This is a genomic window from Paenibacillus dendritiformis (assembly GCF_015845845.1).
Lineage (GTDB): Bacteria > Bacillota > Bacilli > Paenibacillales > Paenibacillaceae > Paenibacillus_B > Paenibacillus_B dendritiformis_C.
The window spans coordinates 1-20,153 of record NZ_LDIG01000268.1 but is presented as its reverse complement, the minus strand read 5'-3'; the positions used below and the strand labels follow the sequence as shown (position 1 = coordinate 20,153).

General features: G+C 48.4%; 19 protein-coding genes and 1 pseudogene. 18 read left to right on the top strand and 2 right to left on the bottom strand.

Annotated features, from left to right (window positions below):
- The coding region (locus ABD76_RS26225) for a transposase (RefSeq protein WP_197259884.1) at positions 1 to 571 on the bottom strand (571 nt) is incomplete at its 3' end.
- A 138-nt stretch (positions 572 to 709) separates the two neighbouring features.
- Positions 710 to 1,084: pseudogene (locus ABD76_RS30000) on the bottom strand (transposase).
- A gap of 501 nt (positions 1,085 to 1,585) precedes the next feature.
- On the opposite strand from ABD76_RS30000, the gene ABD76_RS26215 reads away from it, so the two are divergent.
- The 18 genes from ABD76_RS26215 (at position 1,586) to ABD76_RS26135 (ending at position 20,031) form a co-directional block, all read left to right on the top strand.
- Positions 1,586 to 2,284: a hypothetical protein gene (locus tag ABD76_RS26215; protein ID WP_197259882.1), complete on the top strand. Its 699-nt coding sequence runs from the start codon at positions 1,586 to 1,588 to the stop codon at positions 2,282 to 2,284.
- A gap of 3 nt (positions 2,285 to 2,287) precedes the next feature.
- On the top strand, positions 2,288 to 3,808 hold the full coding sequence (locus tag ABD76_RS26210; protein WP_197259881.1) for a phage baseplate assembly protein V: 1,521 nt from the start codon (positions 2,288 to 2,290) through the stop codon (positions 3,806 to 3,808).
- Positions 3,809 to 3,824: 16 nt separating this feature from the next.
- Positions 3,825 to 4,937 (top strand): pentapeptide repeat-containing protein, encoded by a 1,113-nt coding sequence (locus ABD76_RS26205; RefSeq protein ID WP_197259880.1) that lies wholly within the window; start codon positions 3,825 to 3,827, stop codon positions 4,935 to 4,937.
- A 16-nt stretch (positions 4,938 to 4,953) separates the two neighbouring features.
- Positions 4,954 to 5,454, top strand: a complete 501-nt coding sequence (locus tag ABD76_RS26200; protein ID WP_197259879.1) for a hypothetical protein — start codon at positions 4,954 to 4,956, stop codon at positions 5,452 to 5,454.
- Between the two features lie 22 nt (positions 5,455 to 5,476).
- Positions 5,477 to 5,851, top strand: a complete 375-nt coding sequence (locus ABD76_RS26195) for a DUF4280 domain-containing protein (protein WP_242069822.1) — start codon at positions 5,477 to 5,479, stop codon at positions 5,849 to 5,851.
- A 17-nt stretch (positions 5,852 to 5,868) separates the two neighbouring features.
- On the top strand, positions 5,869 to 7,263 hold the full coding sequence (locus ABD76_RS29995) for a contractile injection system protein, VgrG/Pvc8 family (protein WP_242069821.1): 1,395 nt from the start codon (positions 5,869 to 5,871) through the stop codon (positions 7,261 to 7,263).
- A 15-nt stretch (positions 7,264 to 7,278) separates the two neighbouring features.
- Positions 7,279 to 11,562, top strand: coding sequence for a DUF6531 domain-containing protein (locus ABD76_RS26190; protein WP_242069820.1), 4,284 nt, complete (start codon positions 7,279 to 7,281; stop codon positions 11,560 to 11,562).
- A 4-nt stretch (positions 11,563 to 11,566) separates the two neighbouring features.
- Positions 11,567 to 12,100 carry a hypothetical protein gene (locus ABD76_RS26185; RefSeq protein WP_197259878.1) on the top strand — a complete coding sequence of 178 codons (534 nt, stop codon included), beginning with the start codon at positions 11,567 to 11,569 and terminating at the stop codon, positions 12,098 to 12,100.
- A gap of 197 nt (positions 12,101 to 12,297) precedes the next feature.
- A complete protein-coding gene (locus ABD76_RS30555; RefSeq protein ID WP_338125202.1) occupies positions 12,298 to 12,909 on the top strand; it encodes an RHS repeat domain-containing protein in 612 nt (203 codons plus the stop codon).
- A 64-nt stretch (positions 12,910 to 12,973) separates the two neighbouring features.
- The gene (locus ABD76_RS31100; RefSeq protein WP_197259877.1) at positions 12,974 to 13,150 is read left to right on the top strand and encodes an HYD1 signature containing ADP-ribosyltransferase family protein; all 177 of its coding nucleotides are present in this window, start codon (positions 12,974 to 12,976) and stop codon (positions 13,148 to 13,150) included.
- Positions 13,151 to 13,161: 11 nt separating this feature from the next.
- On the top strand, positions 13,162 to 13,620 hold the full coding sequence (locus tag ABD76_RS26170) for a hypothetical protein (protein WP_197259876.1): 459 nt from the start codon (positions 13,162 to 13,164) through the stop codon (positions 13,618 to 13,620).
- A 619-nt stretch (positions 13,621 to 14,239) separates the two neighbouring features.
- Positions 14,240 to 14,671: a hypothetical protein gene (locus ABD76_RS26165; protein ID WP_197259875.1), complete on the top strand. Its 432-nt coding sequence runs from the start codon at positions 14,240 to 14,242 to the stop codon at positions 14,669 to 14,671.
- Between the two features lie 111 nt (positions 14,672 to 14,782).
- A complete protein-coding gene (locus tag ABD76_RS26160; protein ID WP_197259571.1) occupies positions 14,783 to 15,679 on the top strand; it encodes a DUF6744 family protein in 897 nt (298 codons plus the stop codon).
- A gap of 39 nt (positions 15,680 to 15,718) precedes the next feature.
- Positions 15,719 to 16,078 carry a DUF4258 domain-containing protein gene (locus ABD76_RS26155; protein ID WP_197259570.1) on the top strand — a complete coding sequence of 120 codons (360 nt, stop codon included), beginning with the start codon at positions 15,719 to 15,721 and terminating at the stop codon, positions 16,076 to 16,078.
- Positions 16,079 to 16,166: 88 nt separating this feature from the next.
- The gene (locus tag ABD76_RS26150; RefSeq protein WP_197259569.1) at positions 16,167 to 16,448 is read left to right on the top strand and encodes a hypothetical protein; all 282 of its coding nucleotides are present in this window, start codon (positions 16,167 to 16,169) and stop codon (positions 16,446 to 16,448) included.
- A 90-nt stretch (positions 16,449 to 16,538) separates the two neighbouring features.
- The gene (locus ABD76_RS26145) at positions 16,539 to 17,633 is read left to right on the top strand and encodes an AAA family ATPase (RefSeq protein WP_197259568.1); all 1,095 of its coding nucleotides are present in this window, start codon (positions 16,539 to 16,541) and stop codon (positions 17,631 to 17,633) included.
- 3 nt (positions 17,634 to 17,636) lie between these two features.
- The gene (locus tag ABD76_RS26140; protein WP_197259567.1) at positions 17,637 to 19,004 is read left to right on the top strand and encodes a VWA domain-containing protein; all 1,368 of its coding nucleotides are present in this window, start codon (positions 17,637 to 17,639) and stop codon (positions 19,002 to 19,004) included.
- Between the two features lie 58 nt (positions 19,005 to 19,062).
- The gene (locus ABD76_RS26135; protein ID WP_197259566.1) at positions 19,063 to 20,031 is read left to right on the top strand and encodes a DUF262 domain-containing protein; all 969 of its coding nucleotides are present in this window, start codon (positions 19,063 to 19,065) and stop codon (positions 20,029 to 20,031) included.
- Positions 20,032 to 20,153 lie beyond the last annotated feature (122 nt).

The window sequence follows — 20,153 nt, the reverse complement described above, 5'->3', positions numbered from 1 at the left end:
GGACGCCTCCCATCTGCTCGAAACATTGCTTCATCGCTTCTAAAAAGCATTCCTGATTCTCAGCCGGTGTCGGGTATACAAATGCAGCATTACTGTACGGAAAGGAGATCACCAGCAACTTGTAGGTGAGTAGCTGCTGCGCTCGACTGACCTGCATGGTCGTAAAATCCACCTGTGCTTCTCCCGGTGGATGCTCCAACCGCTCGTAGGTTTTAGCGCGTTCGAGCTCCATTTCGTTTTTTCGCTTCCGGACATAGGCCAAAACGGTTCGTTGTCCGCCTGTAAACTGGTGTTCATCTCTCAGCCGCTGGTAGATCCGTATCCCGGTATGCCGCTGTTTCCGGGGAAGCAGGCGATCTTCCTCCAGCCATGTGTCCACGATCTCCATATACGGCCCCATAACTGGGCTTTTACTCTTTCTTTTACCAATCGATTCGTTCCAGTTGGATTGATCTGCGTACTTCTTCGCGGTTCTCCAGTGAATGCCCATCTGTCTGGCGATGTCACGGATCGAGCACCCTTCTGCTTCGCATAAAAATCTGATATAGTGTTGTTGAGGCATTTTCAGCATCCTTCCCATCTCCTTCGTCAAGTTCTCGCAAACCTAACGATAGGAGGAATTTAAGGGGCTGACAAGTGCCTTTTTTGCATTCAACTTGAGCATTTTTACGCTGCAATTCTAGGCATTTTTAGTATGCAATAAACACCTCTACCTTAATCGCCCCCTTTTGGATGGGGTTTTTACGTTCATTTTTCTCCACTCCAAATCATCCGTCATATCCAGATACTTTCGGCCATTGTTCCACTTTTCATCTATCTCCATTAGCAAGGTTCCAAGTAATCGTTAGGCAGAATTGTGGTGTGATGAAAAGAAACGAATTACACGCTTGCGACATCGTACTTCCTCGTTTATATGCTCTTGGCTGTTCGTCGTACGGAGACGCTTGCGGTACTTCTCTGGAATCGACATTGCCGCAGCAGCATCGTCTCTTGCTCTATATACGCAGCGCTCGCAAGTGGAGGTTTGCTGCTCCCGACTCTCGCTGGCTTCGCCCCCCTGCTTCCCGATGTAGAGCGGGATCATTCGCCGCTTCCTTCCCGGACATGAGTGTGGAAACATATGGTTGACAATCGACGAATTTCGCTATCAGTTGCCTATAATTTGGTGCGATAGGCCTATGGAGAAGACTCATTGACGCTTGTGAGTCATTTTTTTATGATGGACAATATTCCAAATATATCCTTCCCATTTTGCTTTCTGAACTCATATTACTAGGAAGAAGGGACTGAGAAGCTCCTTAGCATCAAAAACAAGCTTACTCATACTGTTGCATTTTTCTACTGTCTACTTGACAGGGGGCAGTTCAGTTTCTTCTTTATTTTCATGTTCTCTTTTTGTAATTCTCGCTTGAAAAATACCCCACATTACGGAGATGAGTGTAAAGCAACTGGAAGTTTATACCGATATTCATATATACATATGTCGTTGGGCTCGCTGTTTTGTAACAGTCGGGGTTTTTTGGTGGAGGAACGACGGAAGTTGCTAGGGTAGAAAGAGAGTACATAGGACGGAAGAGGTGCGGACATGACCAATTTTATCGATGAGCAGTTTCTCAGAATGATTCGGGAGGAAGAGCGGCAGGAACAAGAGCGGGTTCGACAGGAGCGGCTTTCCATTCCGGAGGTAACGAGAGCGGTTCTTGCCGGTGAACTGGAGCTTGAAAAGGAAAGTATTGAGTTTACCGTAATGGAGGTGATTCCGGGGCAGGTAGCTTTCCGTGTGCCGGCGTCTTTTACTGAAATGCCGGAGGCCTATGCCAAAATCAAATACCCGTCCGAACGGCGTCCCAAGCTGATTTACACCAATGATACCCTGACGGTTAACGTCACGGTCAATCCTACGGCGAATCGGCTGTTTGACGATGAGATGGAGGTGTACCAGGCGGAATTGCTGAAGCTGCTGAAACGCATGCAGCCCAATGCCTCCTGGCTGTCCGACGGGGTGTTTGCGCTGGGCGAGGTTGAACCGGAAGGGCAGCACCCGCAGGAATGGCCCGTGCAGACGGATCAGCAGGGCAAGAAACGGGTCGGATATTACGAGTTTATTGCCCCGGGGATGGACGGCAACATGTATAACTTGACTTTTTTTATGGCCTGGGAAGAAAAAGGGCTTTTCTTCGGCGTGAATTGCATGGAGAAAGAAATGAAGCTATGGCGTCCGATTGCCCACGGTATGATGGCCTCTTTGCAGGTGATTGGCCAGGAATATAAAGGGGAGGGATAAGGCATGGAACAGACGCTGAATTCCTACATTGTGATCGAACCTTTTGAACTGGAGCGGCTGCAGGAACTAACGATCGACAAGCGGATGAACGAGCATGTCAAGCTGACGTTTACAGGGATCGTTCCGGAGAGCCGCAAGGACAGTTATGTACAAATGGCTGGCGCGCAGACGGAGATCGTGGTGAAAGAGGTCGATGAGCAAGGCAAGCGGGTGACGCTGTTCCACGGCATGATTCTGGATGTGGAAATCCAGATGGCCCAAGGGGTGTACTTCATTTCCGTGACTGCGGTGTCAAATACCTATAAGCTCGATTTGCAGCCGGTGGACCGGTCTTTTCAGCAAATCGGTATGGCCTATCGGTCTTTGATGAATCAAGTCATCGGCGCATATCCCCAGGCGGACTTAATCGATTACGCGTCGAACGGCTCCTCGCTGGAAAGCATGATTTTGCAGTATCAGGAAAGCGATTGGCAACTGCTGAAGCGGCTTGCTTCGCATTTTCATACAGGGGTTGTCCCCGCCGCCATGGATGGGCGGATCTTGTGTTATATCGGGCTGCCCCAGCTCGGCAGCAAAGGCAAGCTGACCGTGCACAATTACCGCGTTCAAAAACGGATGGACCTGTATCAGCAGGCGCAGCGCGCCCGTATTCCGGGGGTCTCGCAGCATGATTTTGTGTTCTATGAGGTGGAGTCGCCGCAGGTGCTCGATGTCGGGCATGAGGTGGAATTTAACGGGAAAAAGCTGGTTGTGAGTCAGGTCGGGATGGTCCTGGAACAAGGGGTGTTAAAGCGCAGATATACGTTAGCCAGAGAAGGCGGGCTGGTGATCCCCAAGCAGTATAATCAAACGATCGTGGGCGCTTCGATCCAGGGGCAAGTCCTCGCCGTAAGTAAGGATAGGGTCAAGGTGCATCTGAACATGGACGCATCCCAGGATGAAGGAACGGCCTGCTGGCTGCCGTACTCGACGATTTACGCATCTGCGGACAATGCGGGATGGTACTTCATGCCGGAGCAGGGAGACAATGTGCGGATTTATTTTCCGACGCATGAGGAGAAGGACGCCTTTGCCACCAGTTCAGTGGCGAAAGCGGGAAACTCTGGTGGCGGTGCTTCGGGCAGCGGAGCAGCCGGGGGCGGTTCTGGGGCGGTTGCAGGCTCGGGCGTAGGCGCGGCAGCGGGGGCTGGCAGCTCTGGCGGTTCGGCCGGGGCAAACGGCGGCGATCCGATGCAGGACCCGGAAATCAAAACGCTCAAGACGAAGAACGGAAAAATGATTGTGCTGGCGCCGGATTACATTATGATATCCGGGGACGGCGTATCGATTTTGCTGGAGGATGAGAACGGCATCACGCTAACGAGCAGCAAGGATATTAAAGTGACCGCGACGGAAAATGTGATATTGCAGTCAAAGAACATTACGCTGGCGGCAAGCGAGAAGGTGGAGATGAGCTGTAAGGACAGCTCGCTTGTGATCGAGAACGATGTCGTATTGAAAGGAAATCAGGTGCGAAACAACTAGGACAGGAGGGACGAGATTGACGGATTCGGTAGTCGAACGGGAGATTGCCGCCATGCGGGACGCGCTGTTGCTTAAAGCCGACGGGTTTTGGCGCAGCGGGATGATGGAGGCGCATTCCGCCGAGCTGATCGCAGCGTTCCGCAAGCTCTGCTTGCGTATCCGCGAGCAGCAGGCAAGCGGGACGAAAGCGAGAATCGCTTTTATTCATTTTTCTTATTTACGGTCCTGGCTGCTGCAGGAGAAGCTGGTGTACAGCCTGGAAGCTTACGATGACCGCTGGTATGTTGACCGGAACGAATGTCTGGAGCTGGTAGAACTGCCGTGGCTGCATTGGTTTGTACAAGAGTTCAAGCATGAATTGCGAAATAAACTGCACGGAATCGTGCCTGAGATGGAACAGGATGCGATCCTGCTGCGGGAGATCACGGTTCTCCACCCGTTTGTAAGAGAGTGGATGCGAAAGCTTGTGCCGGAGCTGTTAGCCCTGCCGGAGTTCCAGCTGGTGAAGCGGGCCGATGTGCTTAGATTCCGCACCGGGGAGTATAAAGATTTTAGTGAACAGATTTGGATGGAAGACGTATCGGAGAAGGATGCGGCGGCCCTGAAGCAGTGGCTGGAGCAAAAATTGCCGAACGTCTATATGAACAGCGATTTCCGTGGTCTGAATTTGAGCGAAGGGCGTTATGAGGACATCGATCTTCGCTACAGCCACTGCACAGGGAGCGATTTTAGCGGTTCGCGGTTGCAGCGAAGCGTCTGTATCGGCACGGATTTTAGCCATAGCAACCTGAGCGGCGCCGACTTCAGTCAAAGCTTGCTGTACGACGCCGATTTCAGCGGAAGCGATCTGCGCGGGGCCCGGTTGACGGAAGCGGTAGGCGGCGAGCGGTTTATCCATGAAGGAATGGTGCTTGGGTTTGGCGGCGTCCGGTTTAACGATGCCGATCTGGAGGGAGCCAACCTGCTGTATGCCGATTTGGCCGGGGCGGATTTTCGGGGCGCGAATTTAGCCGGGGCCGCGGTGATGACACAAGATGCGATGAAATGGCGGCTCAGCGAAGAGCAGAAGAGCAGCATCATCTGGATGGAGGAAGACGAAAGCGGCGTTCCCGTACCGGCCGGAAGATAAGAAGGGAAGGGTGGCTATGCACTATTTTTTACTGCAGCAGGATGAACGGAGCAAGCCGCTGCTGGTAATCAGCAGTCAGCGGGATAACGACAGCAGCCATGGCGGGCAGGAATACAACAGTTTGTATGTCCAGGAGGAAGCGGAGGTTGCTTTTCTCGACTATGCGGAGCAGCCTCGGCGATTGGTGTCTAACCGGATGAAGCAACTGCTGGAATTATATGAAGCCGGCCTAAGCTGGACTTCCGTTATTGTTACGGCAAAAGAGGCGAAGCGGCAGGAGCTGTACTGGTTGTTGGAACCGAAAGAACGGGATGTGTTATCCGATAAAAGCAAGCGCGACCCGTTCGGCAGCGTGACTACGTTGGTGCTGGACGGAAGGCGGCTGCGGCGGGAGCGGTTGTTGTGCGCGGAAGGGCATGTCATTATCCATCTGGACGTAGCCGAAAGCCTGTTGCGCCGGGGGTATACGGGGCTGCGGTTGATTCCGGTGGAAGTGGACGGCGTAGCGGACATGTAAGGAAATCGAAGGAGGCTACATGATGGCAAGTGTACAAAACACCGTCGTGCAGGAAGGGGCCGACGAGGAGTTCAGCTACGTGGTGCGCGGAGCGATGCTGCGCTGCGCGTGCGGCAGTCATCCGAACATGCTGAATTTGCCGACATGCCACGGCATGTATATCAAAGGCCAGCCGCTGATGAATGTGGCAGACAGTAAGGTCGGCGACAATATCTCCACTTTCGGGGTCTGCGTGGCAAGAGACGAGCCGTGTGAACCGGAGGTACATATGGAGTGGGTGAACGGCAAGCCGGACCTGCTGGTCGAAGGCAAGCCCGCGCTGCTGAGCTGCTCTTTCGTCAATTGTGTGCATCATGAGAGCGGCATTATTTATGTGGAAGACGACGGTCAGAAATAAAGAGAAGGTGGAGCGGAATGCTGGATCAAAAAGAACGAAAGCACGAGAGTCTGACGCTCGGGGATCTGTATCTGAAGTGGCCGTACGGCCAGCTTCGCCTGGAACGGATCAAGATCATTCGTCATCCGGGGGATCACGCGCGAATGCTGCTGCGGGGCCTGTTGCCGGATCATACCGGCGAGCACATCGTCGAGCGGGCGAGCAGTGACGACCGGGTCGGATTATGGGGGCATGGCCGGGACGGCCAGCAGGACTATCCACTGTTCCTCGGGCAGCTTCATCAGCTTGACCTGCATAAGGTGCAAAATAATCAATACGTGGAACTGGTCGTGATCTCGCATACGTACCAACTGGATATCGAACGCAAAAGCCGCTCGTTTCAGAAGGTGAATATGCGCTATCGCGAAGTCATTGGCGAGGTGCTGTCGCCTTACCGGCATCAGCTTCAGGAAAATGCGTTCGATACGTCGCGGTCCATCGGCAAGCTGCTGCTGCAGTACGAAGAGACGGATTGGGAATTTCTGCAGCGGGTCGCTTCCCACGCGGGAGCGGTGTTGACGCCGGATGTCGCCGGCCATGAAGCGCGGATCTGGATTGGAGCTCCGGCCGGTTCGGGGCGCCTGAAGCTGCCGGAAGGGACGGCTTACCGGATCGGACGCAAGGTGGACGCTTTTTTGACTGCGATTGCAGCGCCGAACGAAAGGCTGCAGGAGAGATCTTTTACCCGCTGTGTGGTCAGGCTGGGGCAGCTGCTGCAGTTGGGCGATCAGGTGGAGCTGAACGGAGTTTGGTTTACGGTAATGGGCCTGGAAGCGGAACTTCACAAGGGAATCCTGGAGTTTGATTATTTGTGCGCCCTTCCGGAAGGGATCAGGCAAAATCAGATCTATAATCCGCATCTGGTCGGGCTTGCGGTTGAAGGCGAAGTCATCGGGGTTGCGCCGAACCGGGCCAAAGTGCATTTGGATATCGATAAGGAGCAGGATGAAGCAGAGGCCGTCTGGTTTCCTTATTCTTCGCCGTTCAGCCATTTGCTGCATACGATGCCGCAGGTCGGGGCGCGGGTCAAGCTGTATTTTCCCGGAAAAGACGAAGACGATGCGATGCTGATCAATTCGGTGCGCACGCCTCTGTCCGCCGGTGGGGAGGCGGCCGCCAAAGCGGATCAGAAAATGGCCGACTCCACGGTAAAGTCGTTTACGACCAGCTATGGCAAGGATTTTGTGCTGGGGCAGCAGGACATTTCTTTTACGGCCAAGGAGGGCTCGCTGTTCCTGTCGATTCATGAAGACACGGGGATTGAACTGCATAGTGAGCAGGATATCATCTGGATGGCGCCGGAAGAGATCGATTTTAGCGGATTGAAGCAGTTTCAGGTCATAGCGGATGAAGAGATCATTGTCGTCGGCTAGGGCGGCAGCATGATCATGAACGACAATGTCGAAACATACGGCGAGGTCATTGTGGCCGAAGGCCGGGATCGACAGTCATTTGAGAAGCTGACCAATCCGGAAGCTGAACAGGCGAAGATCGATAAGGAGAAGGAAGGGTTTTGGGACAAGATACAAGCGGGGCTGGACGTGCTTGGCATGCTTCCGGTCGTCGGCGCCGTATTTGATGTGATCAATGCGGGGATCAGCCTGGGACGCGGCGATTTTGTCGGCGCGGGTGCATCGCTCATATGTATGATTCCCGGAATCGGAGACGCCTTCGGAGCCGCCCGCCTGACAGGGAAAGCCGCCAGCAAGATCGGTAAAGCGGTGATGAAGTTTGGCGGGGAGAAAGTATTGGAGTTAGGCAAAAGCCAGATGGACAAGGTGCTTACGGCTGCAAAGAAGGCAACGGGGAAGACCGACCTCATTCAGAAGCAGATCGCGGAAAAGCTGGCCAAGATGCAGGACGAGCTGGCGGAGAGAACGGGCAAGATAATGAAGGCCGCTTTGGAGAAATACGGCTTGGATAAAGGGCTGACCGCGCTGAATCACAAGGTGCTCGCTAATTTCAAGTGCACGAAAAAGCTGAAAGACAAGTTTTGTCAATGGGGCTTTGAACCGGTAGACTTGATCACCGGAGCCATGATGAGCCAAGCGACGGACTTTGAATTCCCTGGCCCGCTACCCCTGGTCTGGGAGCGCCGATGGATCAGCGACAGCCGGTTCAGCGGATGGCTGGGTCATGGCGTGCATCATGCGCTGGATATGCGCTTAGCCGTGCTGAAGGAAGGCATCGGGGTGCTGCTCGGCGATGGGCGGGCGGCAGCGTTTGAACTGCTGCACCGGGGGCGCGTCGAGACGTTTAACCGCGCCGAGAGGCTGACGCTGCGCCGCCTGGGACACAACTATGCGCTGTTTGAGCATGAGCGGCGGTTGACGTATTATTTTGCACCCGCGACCGGGAGCGGGGACTGGCGGGGGCCTGCCGCATTAACTGAGGGAGAGCCGCAGGGAACGGAAGCGGGCTCGAAGGCAAAAGCTATAGCGGATGTAGACCCTAAAATGCAAGATGAAGCTGCCGTGCCGTACCAGTTGGTGCGGGTGGAAAATGAGCTTGGCCAACGTATAGAACTGCATTATGATGAACGGGGCTTTTTGCAGCAGGTCATCGACAGCGTGGGACGGGTGCTGGATATCGCTACGGATACGGCAGGACGGATTACGAAGGTAACCCATGTATACCGCACGAATCCGGACAGCCCGCTGAGCGAACGTCGCGAAGTGCTGGTGCAGTACCGGTACAACGAAGCGGGCGATCTGATCGCCATTACGGACGCGCTGGGCCAGACTACGTATCAAACCTATGACCAGCATCTGATGATCGAGAAAAAAGACCGCAACGGGTATCGCTTCTACTGGCGTTATGACGGCCCGACCACGGGAGCGCGCTGCGTGCATACGTGGGGCGAAGACGGGCTGTTGGAAGGGCGCATCGCTTATTTTGACGGGTATAATGAGGTAACGAACAGCCAGGGGCATATGACGAGGTATGAATATACGCCGGAGTATTACTGTACGGCCATTGTCAACCCGCTGGGGGGCAGATATGAATATACCTACAGCGAGACAGCCGACCTGCTGAGCGAAACGGACCCGGATGGCCGGGTGACACAGTATGTGTATGACGAGCTGGGACAATTGGTGCAGATGATCCAGCCGGATGGCGGCAGCTGGCATTATATGTACAGCGAGCAGGGTCAATTGCTGCAAGTGACCGACCCGGAAGGCGGCAGCCAATCGTGGGAGTATGACGAACATGGAAGATTAAGCAGGATCGCAGGCGCGGATGGAGCCGCAGCAACGTTCGTGTATGATGAACGCCACCGGATGTGCGAGGTGCGCAACCCGCAGGACGCGGCGACGATGCTCGCGTACGACGATCATGACAATTTGATTCGAATGACGCTGCCGGATGGAACGAGTGCGGAGTGGAGCTACAATCACCGGGGGGAATGTTTGCAAGCGACGAGTCCGCTGGGCGCAAAGCAGTATTTTACCTACGATGCTTTAGGCCGGGTGGTCCGGGCTGAACTGCCGGATGGCAACGTGATCAAGCTGCAATATAATGCGTACGAAGAAGTCGTCGCCGCGGAGGATTCGCAGCAGCGCGTCACATTCGGGTATACCCCGCTGGGACAGATGACCTGGCGCGAAGCAAAAGGCAAGCGGGTTGAACTGGTATACAACAACGAGGAAGAGCTGACGGCAGTCATCAATGAGCATGGGGAGCGGTATGCGCTGGAACGTGACGCGAACGGCGAAATCGTTCGGGAGACCGGGTTTGACGGCATTGTCAGACAATATGTACGCAGCCCCGGCGGCTTGTTGGAAAGAGTAGAGCGCCCCGCTGGCCGATGGACGGCGTTCAGCTACGATGAAATGGGCCGCGTGGCGCAAACTGCCTACAGCGACGGTCTGACCGAAACGTTCAAGTACAACCGGATCGGCGCTTTGCTGGAGACAAGCAATCCGTTTGCCACGGTTAAGCTGGAGTATGATGCAACCGGCCGTCTGATCCAGGAATGGCGGGACAACTATTGGATCGCCAGCAAGTATGATGAACTCGGCAACCGGACGGAAGTAAGCAGCAGCCTTGGCGCACACATCAAGATGGACCGGGATGTGCTGGGACAGATTAGCCAGTTGCAGGCGGAGCAAAAAGTGCCGGGACAAGAGCAGGATGGGCACGGCACTGCCGGAGCGAACATGCCTTGGACCGCGCAAATGACCTACAACAAGCTGGGACAAGAGATCGAACGGCTGCTCCCCGGCGGTGTCGTGAGTAAATGGCAATACGATATCGTCGGAAGACCGGAACGGCACAGTGTGAGCATGGGCGGTCGGGAAAGCCGGAAAAGAAGGTATGCCTGGGATATCAATTACCGCCTGAAATCGCTGACGAACGAACTGACAGGCAAGGAAATTCGCTATAACTATGACGATTTCGGCACCTTGATTGGGGCCAGCAACGAGTTTCATAAAATCTTCCGCATGGCGGATGATGTCGGGAACCTGTACAGCAGCAGCCATCGTACGGACCGGAAATACGGTGCAGGCGGGCGATTGCTGGAGTTTCAAGGAACGAAATACAGCTATGACGAAGAAGGCCAACTGATCGAAAAGCTGGAGAAGGACGGCAGCCGCTGGCGCTATCAGTATTACAGCAACGGCATGATGAGCAAGGTCGTACGTCCAGACGGCCAGGAAGTGGTGTTCACCTATGACAGCCTGGGACGCCGGATTGAGAAGCGCTTCAACGGTGTAGTATACTGTTCTATGTGGGACGGGAACCAGATTCTGCATGAGTGGACCGTGGAGAGCAAACAGGACAATCGTGATGATGGAAAGCCTGAATCTGGCTTAGCCACACCTCAAGGAGCAGCAGAAGAATGGAAGTACCTGCTATCTCGACCTGCTGCACAAGAGCCCGACCCTGCCACGCTGACGACCTGGGTGTTTGAAGACGGAACCTTCCGCCCGGCCGCTAAAATTACGGCCAATGGAACGTACAGCATCATCACTGACCACCTGGGCACCCCGGTAGAGATGTATAATGAACACGGGGAACGCGTGTGGTCATGTGAGTTGGACATTTACGGCAACGTCCAAAGTATTTATCTCCAGGGCAAAAGGTCCGATTGCCCGTTCCGTTATCCGGGGCAATACGAGGACGAGGAAACAGGCCTATACTACAACCGCTTCCGCTACTACTCGCCGCATGAAGGGATGTATACGCAGCAGGACCCGATAGGGCTGGCGGGGAATAACCCGACGTTGTATGGGTATGTGTATGATCCGAATACGGAAGTGGACGTGTTTGGGCTAGCCAAAACCCCAACATATAAACTTCGAAAATTGTGGAAAATGTTTACCGGAGAGAATGCATCTGGAGATATACATCACGGTTTTCCGGAACAATATAAAGATTTTTTCAAACAAATGGCAGACATTGATGTTAATGATCCTAAATATTTTTACGATTTAAGCAAAAAACAACACACTAAAAAGCCTGGCATTCATACTAATAGTAGCAAGTTAGGTAAAAACTGGAATATTGTTTGGAAGAATATTTTGAATGAATCTAAAATTAAATTTTCAAATGCTTCAAAACAAGAAATGAAAACTTATTTTGAGATGGTATTAGACAGTATGGCAAAGAAAAGCAAAATAAATTCTAGAAGTTCCACGTCAATTAAAAATTATTCGTGTAAGAGGTGAAACTATGTTTAAAAAGAGAAGCTTTGAGGAAGTAGTAAACGGTTTGCAAAGAAGAAAAAACTCAATTGCTGTTAGCGAATTATTTCCGAAGGAGTACTTATGGGTTTGTGAAAATTTAGCTGATAATAAAATATCCGAAGACTGCGTTCTCTTTTCGTATGAAAAAGCAAAACAGTATAACAAAGATTATCGTAAAGATTTTACTGAATTTGACGAAAATTTCTGGATATTTGGGGAAAGCGGTCAAGGGGATCTATGGTTAATTAATTTAAACAATAATATTAATAGTTTGATTTATTTCTATGATCATGACATGGGAGATTTTCTATCTGAACATGCATTGAATTTAAATATAAATTTAAAAGAATGGTTTATATTGGCTGATCTAATATCACAAATGGAAGGACTTATAGATAGACAAGCCGACATTTATTTTGATGAATATTTAAACCTTAAGACCGAGTATAGACAAGAGTTGCTTACTGAAATTGAAGAAATAAAAAAAGGGTTATCAAGTATTTATCCATTCGAACTATAAACCTTTTAAAATCACAAAAAAAAATTCAATTGGGCGCGGGGTATACTGAGTTTGACTTGGTGGGATGGTTGATTATCCCAGGAGGAGTCAGAGGTCTATCTCGTGCTTTTTTATAAGTAATCTACATATACACTTTCGGTAAATAATGACATTATACTGAGATTATTTCTGGGTTGTGACACAATATACAGTGGACCGTGGAGAGCAAGCAGGACAAGCATGATGATGGAAAGCCTGAATATAGCTTAACCACACCTCAAGGAGCAGCAGAAGAATGGAAGCACCTGCTATCTCGACCTGCTGCACAAGAGCCCGACCCTGCCAAGCTCACGACCTGGGTGTTTGAAGACGGAACCTTCCGCCCGGCTGCCAAAATTACGGCTAATGGGACGTACAGCATCATCACCGATCACCTGGGCACCCCGGTAGAGATGTATAATGAACACGGGGAACGCGTGTGGTCATGTGAGTTGGACATTTACGGCAACGTCCAAAGTATTTATCTCCAGGGCAAAAGGTCCGATTGCCCGTTCCGTTACCCAGGTCAATACGAGGATGAGGAGACAGGCCTATACTACAACCGCTTCCGCTACTACTCGCCGCATGAGGGCATGTATACCCAGCAGGACCCGATAGGTCTGGCGGGGAATAACCCGACGTTGTATGGGTATGTATATTATCCGAATACGAAATGGACGTGGTTGGGCTTAGTAGTAATGGTTGTGGTTATAAGGGGACGGGGCCACAATCCTTATATCATTATACAAATGAAAAAGGAGCAACTGGGATACTTTAGTCATAACAATTGAATCCATCTTTAAAAGCAAATAACCCTAAAGATGTGAGATATGGTAATGGACAGTACCTGCACAATTGGCGAAACAATTTATAAATGTCCCAAATAAATACAAGTACATACATTATGTCGAAATAAATGTAAGCGGTCTGGAAGTGATAAAAGGTCGAGATGGTGTTTTTGTAATACCAAATGAAACACCATTAGATCAAACAGGAAGAATCATTAGAATAGGAAAAGTTGGCGGGAAGTAGGAGGAATATATATGACCTATTTTTTAATTGAATACGAACAAGAAGAGTATTGGATAGAAGTAGGTACTGATGGATATGCATTAAGACAAATTATTGTTGACAACGATAAAAACGTACATGTTTCATGTTTGGAAGATTGTCTGGCTGAAGGATCTATAGATGAAAATGAACTGGATGGAACAATTAATTTAATTACGCAACATGATTTTGAAGATACTTGGAATAAAGCCACACTGACAAAAAGGAAAGTGTGGGAAGGTCAAAAAATGAAAAACCCTATTGGAAAAGAAGTCCGTTTAAAAGTAGCTTATAAATATCCCCAAGGATGGGTTTTAAAATCACAGGATTTAATTGGTATTTATAGCGGTGAATATGATTTAAGTTATGGTACATTGGTGAAGGGAAGAGTCTCAGGTTATGATGAAATAAATATGTGGCTAAAGATATCCGATATAAAAATCGATGATTAACACCACTGCGACTTCAATAATTAACATTGATAAAACCTTGATTGGCTTAATGCCTTTCAAGGTTTTTTTATTTTTGTAATGCCACACGCTCTGATTTTGAGCTAAGTAAGAGCCGCAGGATCATCACCGCAGCTCTTAGCGAGGCGGAGCATAACAGGAACATGCTCTGCCGTCCGCTTGTGGCAAACGTATGATTGCATTTTTGTAAGTCGAATGCTATAATATCCCTGTAAATATTCCTAACCTCTATACTCCCATTTTGCCGGAGATAAGAGTTTCATTACTACTTCGACCATATTCTTTACAGAGTAGCGGAGTAGGGTGCTTGTTCTAAAGGGACAAGTAAGTTGCAGTGCCTCTCCTGTAGGCTTCTGGCGGTTCAAAATCCGGATTCAGAAGAGAGGAAAAATACAGGGAAAAATACAGTTTACTCCGATACTTCCGTTTGCAGAAGATAAGGATTGAAGAGTACCGAAAGGCTCTGATAAAAGCTTTACCTTGCGCATATTGATGCGCGTAGAATGTGGATAATGTGATTTAAAAGCCGATTTTTGCATGGGTTAATCTGTGCAGAGGTCGGCTTTTTTGCATTTATAAAAAATGAGAGGATGATTGGACGATGTTCAACGTATTCAAAAAAGAGAAAACAATGAGCGAAGAAATGGAAAGCTTTTTACAGCAGGAGAAGAAGCGCCATAAAAAAGCAGATGACTTTATTCAAATGATGACCGAAATTGTTCCTTATGTCGCTGAAGAAGTTTGGGGAATAACCGAGCAGGAAATCCAGGTAAGTGACACGGTACGATTCGACCTGGTTACGAAGAGATTCCTTTCAGTAAATACCGGTACAGAACTTGACGTGTTGTCGCTTAAAGGTCAATCGTTTTGGCAGAGTGTTCAACAAATTATGAATTTTGCGCATGATTTACTGGATGATGTTAGGGGACGAGAAGAAGGGAGAAATCAACTTGTTTCCGATATGGACTCTTTGACACAAAGAATGAAAGAAAGCCCGATTGTCGGAATGAAGGCCAAGCTGTTTCGAGTGTAAATTGTGGACACTAAAAGTCTGAAGAGTTTATTCAAAGGCTAATTCCTCGCATGTTTTCGGCATGCTTGAGGAATTGGCCCTTTTTATTATCAAAAATGAGGAGGCTTTCTTATGAGTGCTATTTTAAAAAATGCGGTTGCGGTTCCATCCGGCCAAGGAAATGCTATCGGTTTTTTGACTTGGAGTTCATTATCAAGCATGCTGATCACTCCCGATGAGCTTAAACAAAAACTTGTTGATTCCGGGTTAGGCGCTGGCTGGATGCCGAAAGACATTCGACTTCCAGATGCATTTAGAAGAGCTACTAGTGAAAAGTTCAGACGGGAAATGTCGCCGGGAGTGTATGAGAACTACATGTTTCGTGAGGTGGCATCTACCAGCTCTTTTGTACAGCGCAACTTGGTTTGTGAAACTAAAGATACGAAAGGTCGAAGATTAAATTACATTCCCGATGCCGGAGCACTGGTATTAGATCGTAAAGCAGGGAAAGTAGAGACAAGCTATGTTTCATCACTGGCGCAGCAGTTAGTCAATAATGCCGCCATACAATTTGAGATTTATCGAAACAATTACGGCTCTACTACACTGCGTACCCTAATTACCAGCGTCTTGAAGAGTATGTCTCCTACTCCGGTAAGACCATCTGGAGGCGTCTATTTCGTCCCAGCGCAATTTGAAGGGAATTTGGATGCTTTGATTCGCTTTATCACTTCCCTTGAAAAGGGAGAGGCAGAGAAGGTTCCTGTAATGAACACCATGGATATGAAAAATATGGTTACAAGAAAGCTTTTGGATCATCTGCGCGGAACTCTTCAAGCTTGTGAGAATGGGGTAGCCAATCAGCTTAAGAAAAATGAGCTAAAGGCAATATTGGAAGACGCTAAAAATGTGGTTTCCAATTATAAAGAATATGAGGCTATTGTTACTGGTGATTTAAAAGAGATGGAAACTTGTGTAACACTTATACGCGAAAAAATTGCAGTCGCCTTGGTGAATATGGCGGATTAAAAAATTCGTTATCGTAAAGGTAACAGAAAGGAAAAACTCATGAAAGGACAAGCCTATTTACAGCATTGGCCTCTGATCAGGCAGGTACTCCAAGATCATATTGATTTGGAAAAGGTTCGATACAGTCAGCATGCAGGGGAGCGTATGGAAGAACGGGGAATTACCAAGAAAATGGTAGAATCCATTTTGTATCATAACAATCCTTCAGAAATGCATGAAGCCAAGAAATATCCCTTTGGAGAACAACCTTATACTAATGCTGATCCGGTATTAACCGTAGTCGGAAAATACGAGAATCGAAAACTGGCAGTTGGATTAGCTATAAAGAAAAGGAATCAGGGTATACTTTTTGCTGTAGTAACTGCCATGTTTCCTGAACATGGACGGCATGTACAGTAATCAAAGAATGTTTTACCTCTTGGTTTTGGTGTATAATATCCATATACCAAAACGGGCGGTGAGATTAAAATTGAAAGGAAAAAAGGACATGATTATTAATAATGTCAAAACACAAAATTTCCCCTATGAAGTGATTGATGGGGAAGAACACTATCCTTTACATTCTGCCGCAGTGGTTGAAAGTATTGCTGATCAGATCCCGGATGCGGTTAAACCTTCCGTTACTATTGATTACGATCAGATTCCAGCTTCGTATTTTGAGAAAGTGAAGGCAGAATTGGGACTCCGCTCAGTAGATCCGGAAGAAGCTTTGCAGCATGAACGTAAACTGTTGACAACTTTGGACCAAGAGGGCGCTTTTTCAAATTAACAGGTAAAAACTAATTAAAATGAAGAGCTGATGACTTCCAAACGGGGAGCTTCGGCTCTTTTTTTATTTTAAAAAAGCGGAGGGATTTATTTGAAAATTAAAGATATTCAAAATGAATTGTCAGTACAATATGCAGAACGTGAAGAAGTCATTGAAGGATTGATGGTGGCCATGATCGCTCGTCAGCATGCTTTACTGATCGGCCCCCCTGGAACTGGTAAGTCCGCTCTTGTATCTGATCTTACAAAAAGAATTACCGGGGCTAATTACTTTCAATGGTTGCTTACTCGTTTCAGCACCCCAGAGGAGCTGTTTGGGCCGGTATCCTTAAAAGAACTGGAGCATGGCGTTTATAAGCGAAATACATCCGGGAAGTTACCGGAAGCGCACACATCGTTCCTTGACGAAATTTTCAAGGCCAATAGTGCAATTTTGAACGCACTCCTAACGCTCATCAATGAACGGATTTTTTACAATGATGGGGCGCCGGTTTCTGCTCCATTGATGTGCCTAATTGGTTCTTCAAACGAGTATCCGGAAGAAGGGGAAGGGCTTGAGGCTTTATTTGACCGCTTCCTTTTACGATATGAAGTGGATTACATTGGAGAGGATCAATCGTTCATTGCCATGTTGAAAGGTTCTCCATCTTCTTCAACAAGTATGAGTCTGGAAGAACTGTTTGAGCTTCAATTTTTCAGCGATACGGTTACGATTCCTAATGAAGTTTACGGTGCGCTGAGTAAAATCAGACGGGAGCTAATGGATGAGGGAATCCGGCCTTCAGATCGCCGTTTTAAGCAAGCCTTGTCCGTTGTTCGTGCTAAAGCGGTACTGGCCGGCCGAGATCAGGCTATCTTGGAAGACCTCATGATTCTTAAACATAGCCTGTGGGAAAAGCCAGAGCAGCGTGATAAGGTGGTGAAGATTGTACGTAATCATGCCCAAGATGGTGTGAAGACGCGCGTGGAAGAGATTGAAGCTGAAGCAGCGGAGATTCTAAATAACCTCAATCAATCTAACAACTCTACGGATGTGGCTGTTGAGAGTACGAAAAAGCTCAAGACCTTGGTCGGTGAGCTTAAAAATCTCCAGAAGGATAATCCGAACCGGCCAGAAGTTGAGCAAGCCATTGCTCTTGTTCAGAAGTCATTAACCGATATTGCATCCCAAGTGTTGGGAGTGTAGCAGATGAAGGAGCCGATGAATTCCGTTTTAAATACAGATTCATATGATCGTAGACGTTTTGGGCAGCTCTTGGAAATGTCCGAAAAGCTCAAGAAGGTTGGAGCAGAGGGGAACGAGATATTCCCCTCTTTTCAGCCATTAATGGGCGATATATGGGCTGGTTTATTCAAAATGAAGCCTGAATTGTTGGAACAAGTTCCTGATGAATTAGGAATAAATCATCAGCTAATGGAGAAGGTCATGACAGATGAAGGCTATCAGGGGTTTCGTGAATTTACCCGTCTGGATGATCTGGCAGCGGCTCTTGGTACAACAAAATATAGCGAGACGGTTCTTGGTTGGGTGAAGGAACAAGCACAGAGGGATCAAGAATTTGCTGAAGCATTACAAAACTTGATGAATGGAGAACAGGGTGCTTCGCAGCAGGCAGCAGAGGTTTTGTCCGCAGCCCTGAACCAGAAAGGAAACTCTCTATCTCGAATGTTGTCTCAAGCTGCACAGGAAGCCGTAGAAGCCAAAGAGAATGTGAAGTCTCTCTTGGGTGGAATAAAGGCGGGAAGTGGAGATAGTGAACTGAAAAAGGTTCCATTAAAGGATCAATTGCTTCTGGCTGAAAAATTGAGTCACGATAAGAAATTGAAAGAGATTGCAACATGGGCTGGTCGTATGAAGGTAATCGCCAATCGTAAGCAGCGTTCCAAGCATAAGGATGCGATCAACCGTAACGGTGTCCGGCAGGGCAATGATGTAGAGCAGCTATTGCCGATGGAACTTGGCAGTTATGCCAGCCCTATGACCAAAATGGATTTCTTACGCCGATATGTGGAGGGCCAAACGCTTCAGTACGATACAAAGGGGCCTGAACAGCTTGGTAAGGGGCCGATTGTTCTATGCTTGGATCAATCGGGAAGTATGGCAAATCAAGATCCGATTTCAAAAGGCTTTGCTCTTGCACTGATGAGCATTGCACGAAAGCAAAGAAGAGATTTTGCATGGATTCCCTTTTCTTCGCATGCTGCTGCTCCCTTGATCTATGAGAGAGGGAAGATTGACGTTCAGGATATGATTCAGCTTGCAACTGTCTTTTTGGGTGGAGGGACAAGTTTTGTACCTCCGTTGAAAAAAGCTGCCGAAGTGATTAAGCGGAGCCGTTTCAGCCAAGCGGACATTATTTTTGTAACAGACGGCGAAGCTCATATGAATGAACGATTTCTAAATAGCTGGAACGAGTTAAAGGAGAAGAAGGGCTTTTCAGTGCTTTCTTTGTTACTCGGTACGGAGTCTATAGAAGGAGTAGAGGGGTTCTCGGACCGAATTGTAAAAGCTTCTTCATTCGAGGATGAATCAGTGTATCAAGCTTTTGAAATATAAAACAAGGAGCAGGGCAGCTATTTACTGTCCTGCTCTTTAATTTTGGGAGGACTATTTAATGAAAAGATCAAGTATTCAACGCACAACAAAAAACCTTTTAAACATGAGAGATCGTATTCGCTTTGATCTGCCATTTCAGCGTAACAGCGTATGGAAAAATGATCGCCGTTCGTATCTTGTCGATTCAGTCATTCGGGATCGCTACATTCCAAACATCCTTGTTTGGGATAACGGAGACGGATACATCTGGGTCATTGATGGCCGGCAGCGTTGGGAGTCTATTTTCTTCTTCCACGATGGACAATACAAATTGAGCAAGGGAACAGCGGATTTCAATGGAGAATGCATTGCTGGAAAGCGATATGAAGAATTGTCTTCGGAAACACAATTTGAATTCCTGACGTACAATTTCACGGTGACAGAGTTTCGCGAATGCACTTTTGAAGAGGTAGAGGAAATGTTCTATCGGGTGAATCAGTCGGTTCCACTGACTTCCACTGAGAAGACCAGAGTCAAGGTAAGTCATGCTGTGCGGGAAACAGTCCAGGAAATCGGTCAAAGCTTGTTTTTTGAAAAAATTGCATTTACAAAAACAGATCTTAACCGCTATGTAGATGAGCGATTGATTTGGCAGTTCATTGCTTCAGCAATGAATCAAGATATTGATTTTGGGGGAGCAAGTTTAAATCGATTTATCTCCAGCTTGGACGAAGTACCGGCTACTACAGTAGAGATTGTAGAGAACAAAATTGAGTTTATGGATGCAGCGTTTCGCAATTGGGATAAAAAACAACGAAAAGCTTTAAAGAAGGTTCATGTCGCCAGCTTGTTTCAAGTTGTGGATTTTGCGCTCGAAAATGGCTGGACAGAAGATAAGTTTGGGTATTGGGCAAACTCTTTCCTGATTGAACGGTACTCACCTGATAGCCCTTATGGTCAATTATGTCAAAAAGGGGCAACGAGTAAGCAGTTTATTGCGAACCGAGTTGATTATATGGTTAAAGATATGGAGCAATTTTCGTGTTAGGATCTTGATTCTAACGAAGGTACAGGGTCAGTTTTGTATTGTCTTCTTTAGTTTGTGAGTTCATTTTCTGGATAGAAGGGTAAGAAAGGGGCCGCAGCGTTGCTGTACGGCCCTATTTTTTT

Coding starts and splice junctions, on each gene's coding strand:
- ABD76_RS26215 (WP_197259882.1), top strand. CDS start 1,586: ATGACCAATTTTATCGATGAGCAGTTTCTCAGAATGATTCGGGAGGAA.
- ABD76_RS26210 (WP_197259881.1), top strand. CDS start 2,288: ATGGAACAGACGCTGAATTCCTACATTGTGATCGAACCTTTTGAACTG.
- ABD76_RS26200 (WP_197259879.1), top strand. CDS start 4,954: ATGCACTATTTTTTACTGCAGCAGGATGAACGGAGCAAGCCGCTGCTG.
- ABD76_RS26195 (WP_242069822.1), top strand. CDS start 5,477: ATGGCAAGTGTACAAAACACCGTCGTGCAGGAAGGGGCCGACGAGGAG.
- ABD76_RS29995 (WP_242069821.1), top strand. CDS start 5,869: ATGCTGGATCAAAAAGAACGAAAGCACGAGAGTCTGACGCTCGGGGAT.
- ABD76_RS26190 (WP_242069820.1), top strand. CDS start 7,279: ATGAACGACAATGTCGAAACATACGGCGAGGTCATTGTGGCCGAAGGC.
- ABD76_RS26185 (WP_197259878.1), top strand. CDS start 11,567: ATGTTTAAAAAGAGAAGCTTTGAGGAAGTAGTAAACGGTTTGCAAAGA.
- ABD76_RS26170 (WP_197259876.1), top strand. CDS start 13,162: ATGACCTATTTTTTAATTGAATACGAACAAGAAGAGTATTGGATAGAA.
- ABD76_RS26165 (WP_197259875.1), top strand. CDS start 14,240: ATGTTCAACGTATTCAAAAAAGAGAAAACAATGAGCGAAGAAATGGAA.
- ABD76_RS26160 (WP_197259571.1), top strand. CDS start 14,783: ATGAGTGCTATTTTAAAAAATGCGGTTGCGGTTCCATCCGGCCAAGGA.
- ABD76_RS26155 (WP_197259570.1), top strand. CDS start 15,719: ATGAAAGGACAAGCCTATTTACAGCATTGGCCTCTGATCAGGCAGGTA.
- ABD76_RS26150 (WP_197259569.1), top strand. CDS start 16,167: ATGATTATTAATAATGTCAAAACACAAAATTTCCCCTATGAAGTGATT.
- ABD76_RS26140 (WP_197259567.1), top strand. CDS start 17,637: ATGAAGGAGCCGATGAATTCCGTTTTAAATACAGATTCATATGATCGT.
- ABD76_RS26135 (WP_197259566.1), top strand. CDS start 19,063: ATGAAAAGATCAAGTATTCAACGCACAACAAAAAACCTTTTAAACATG.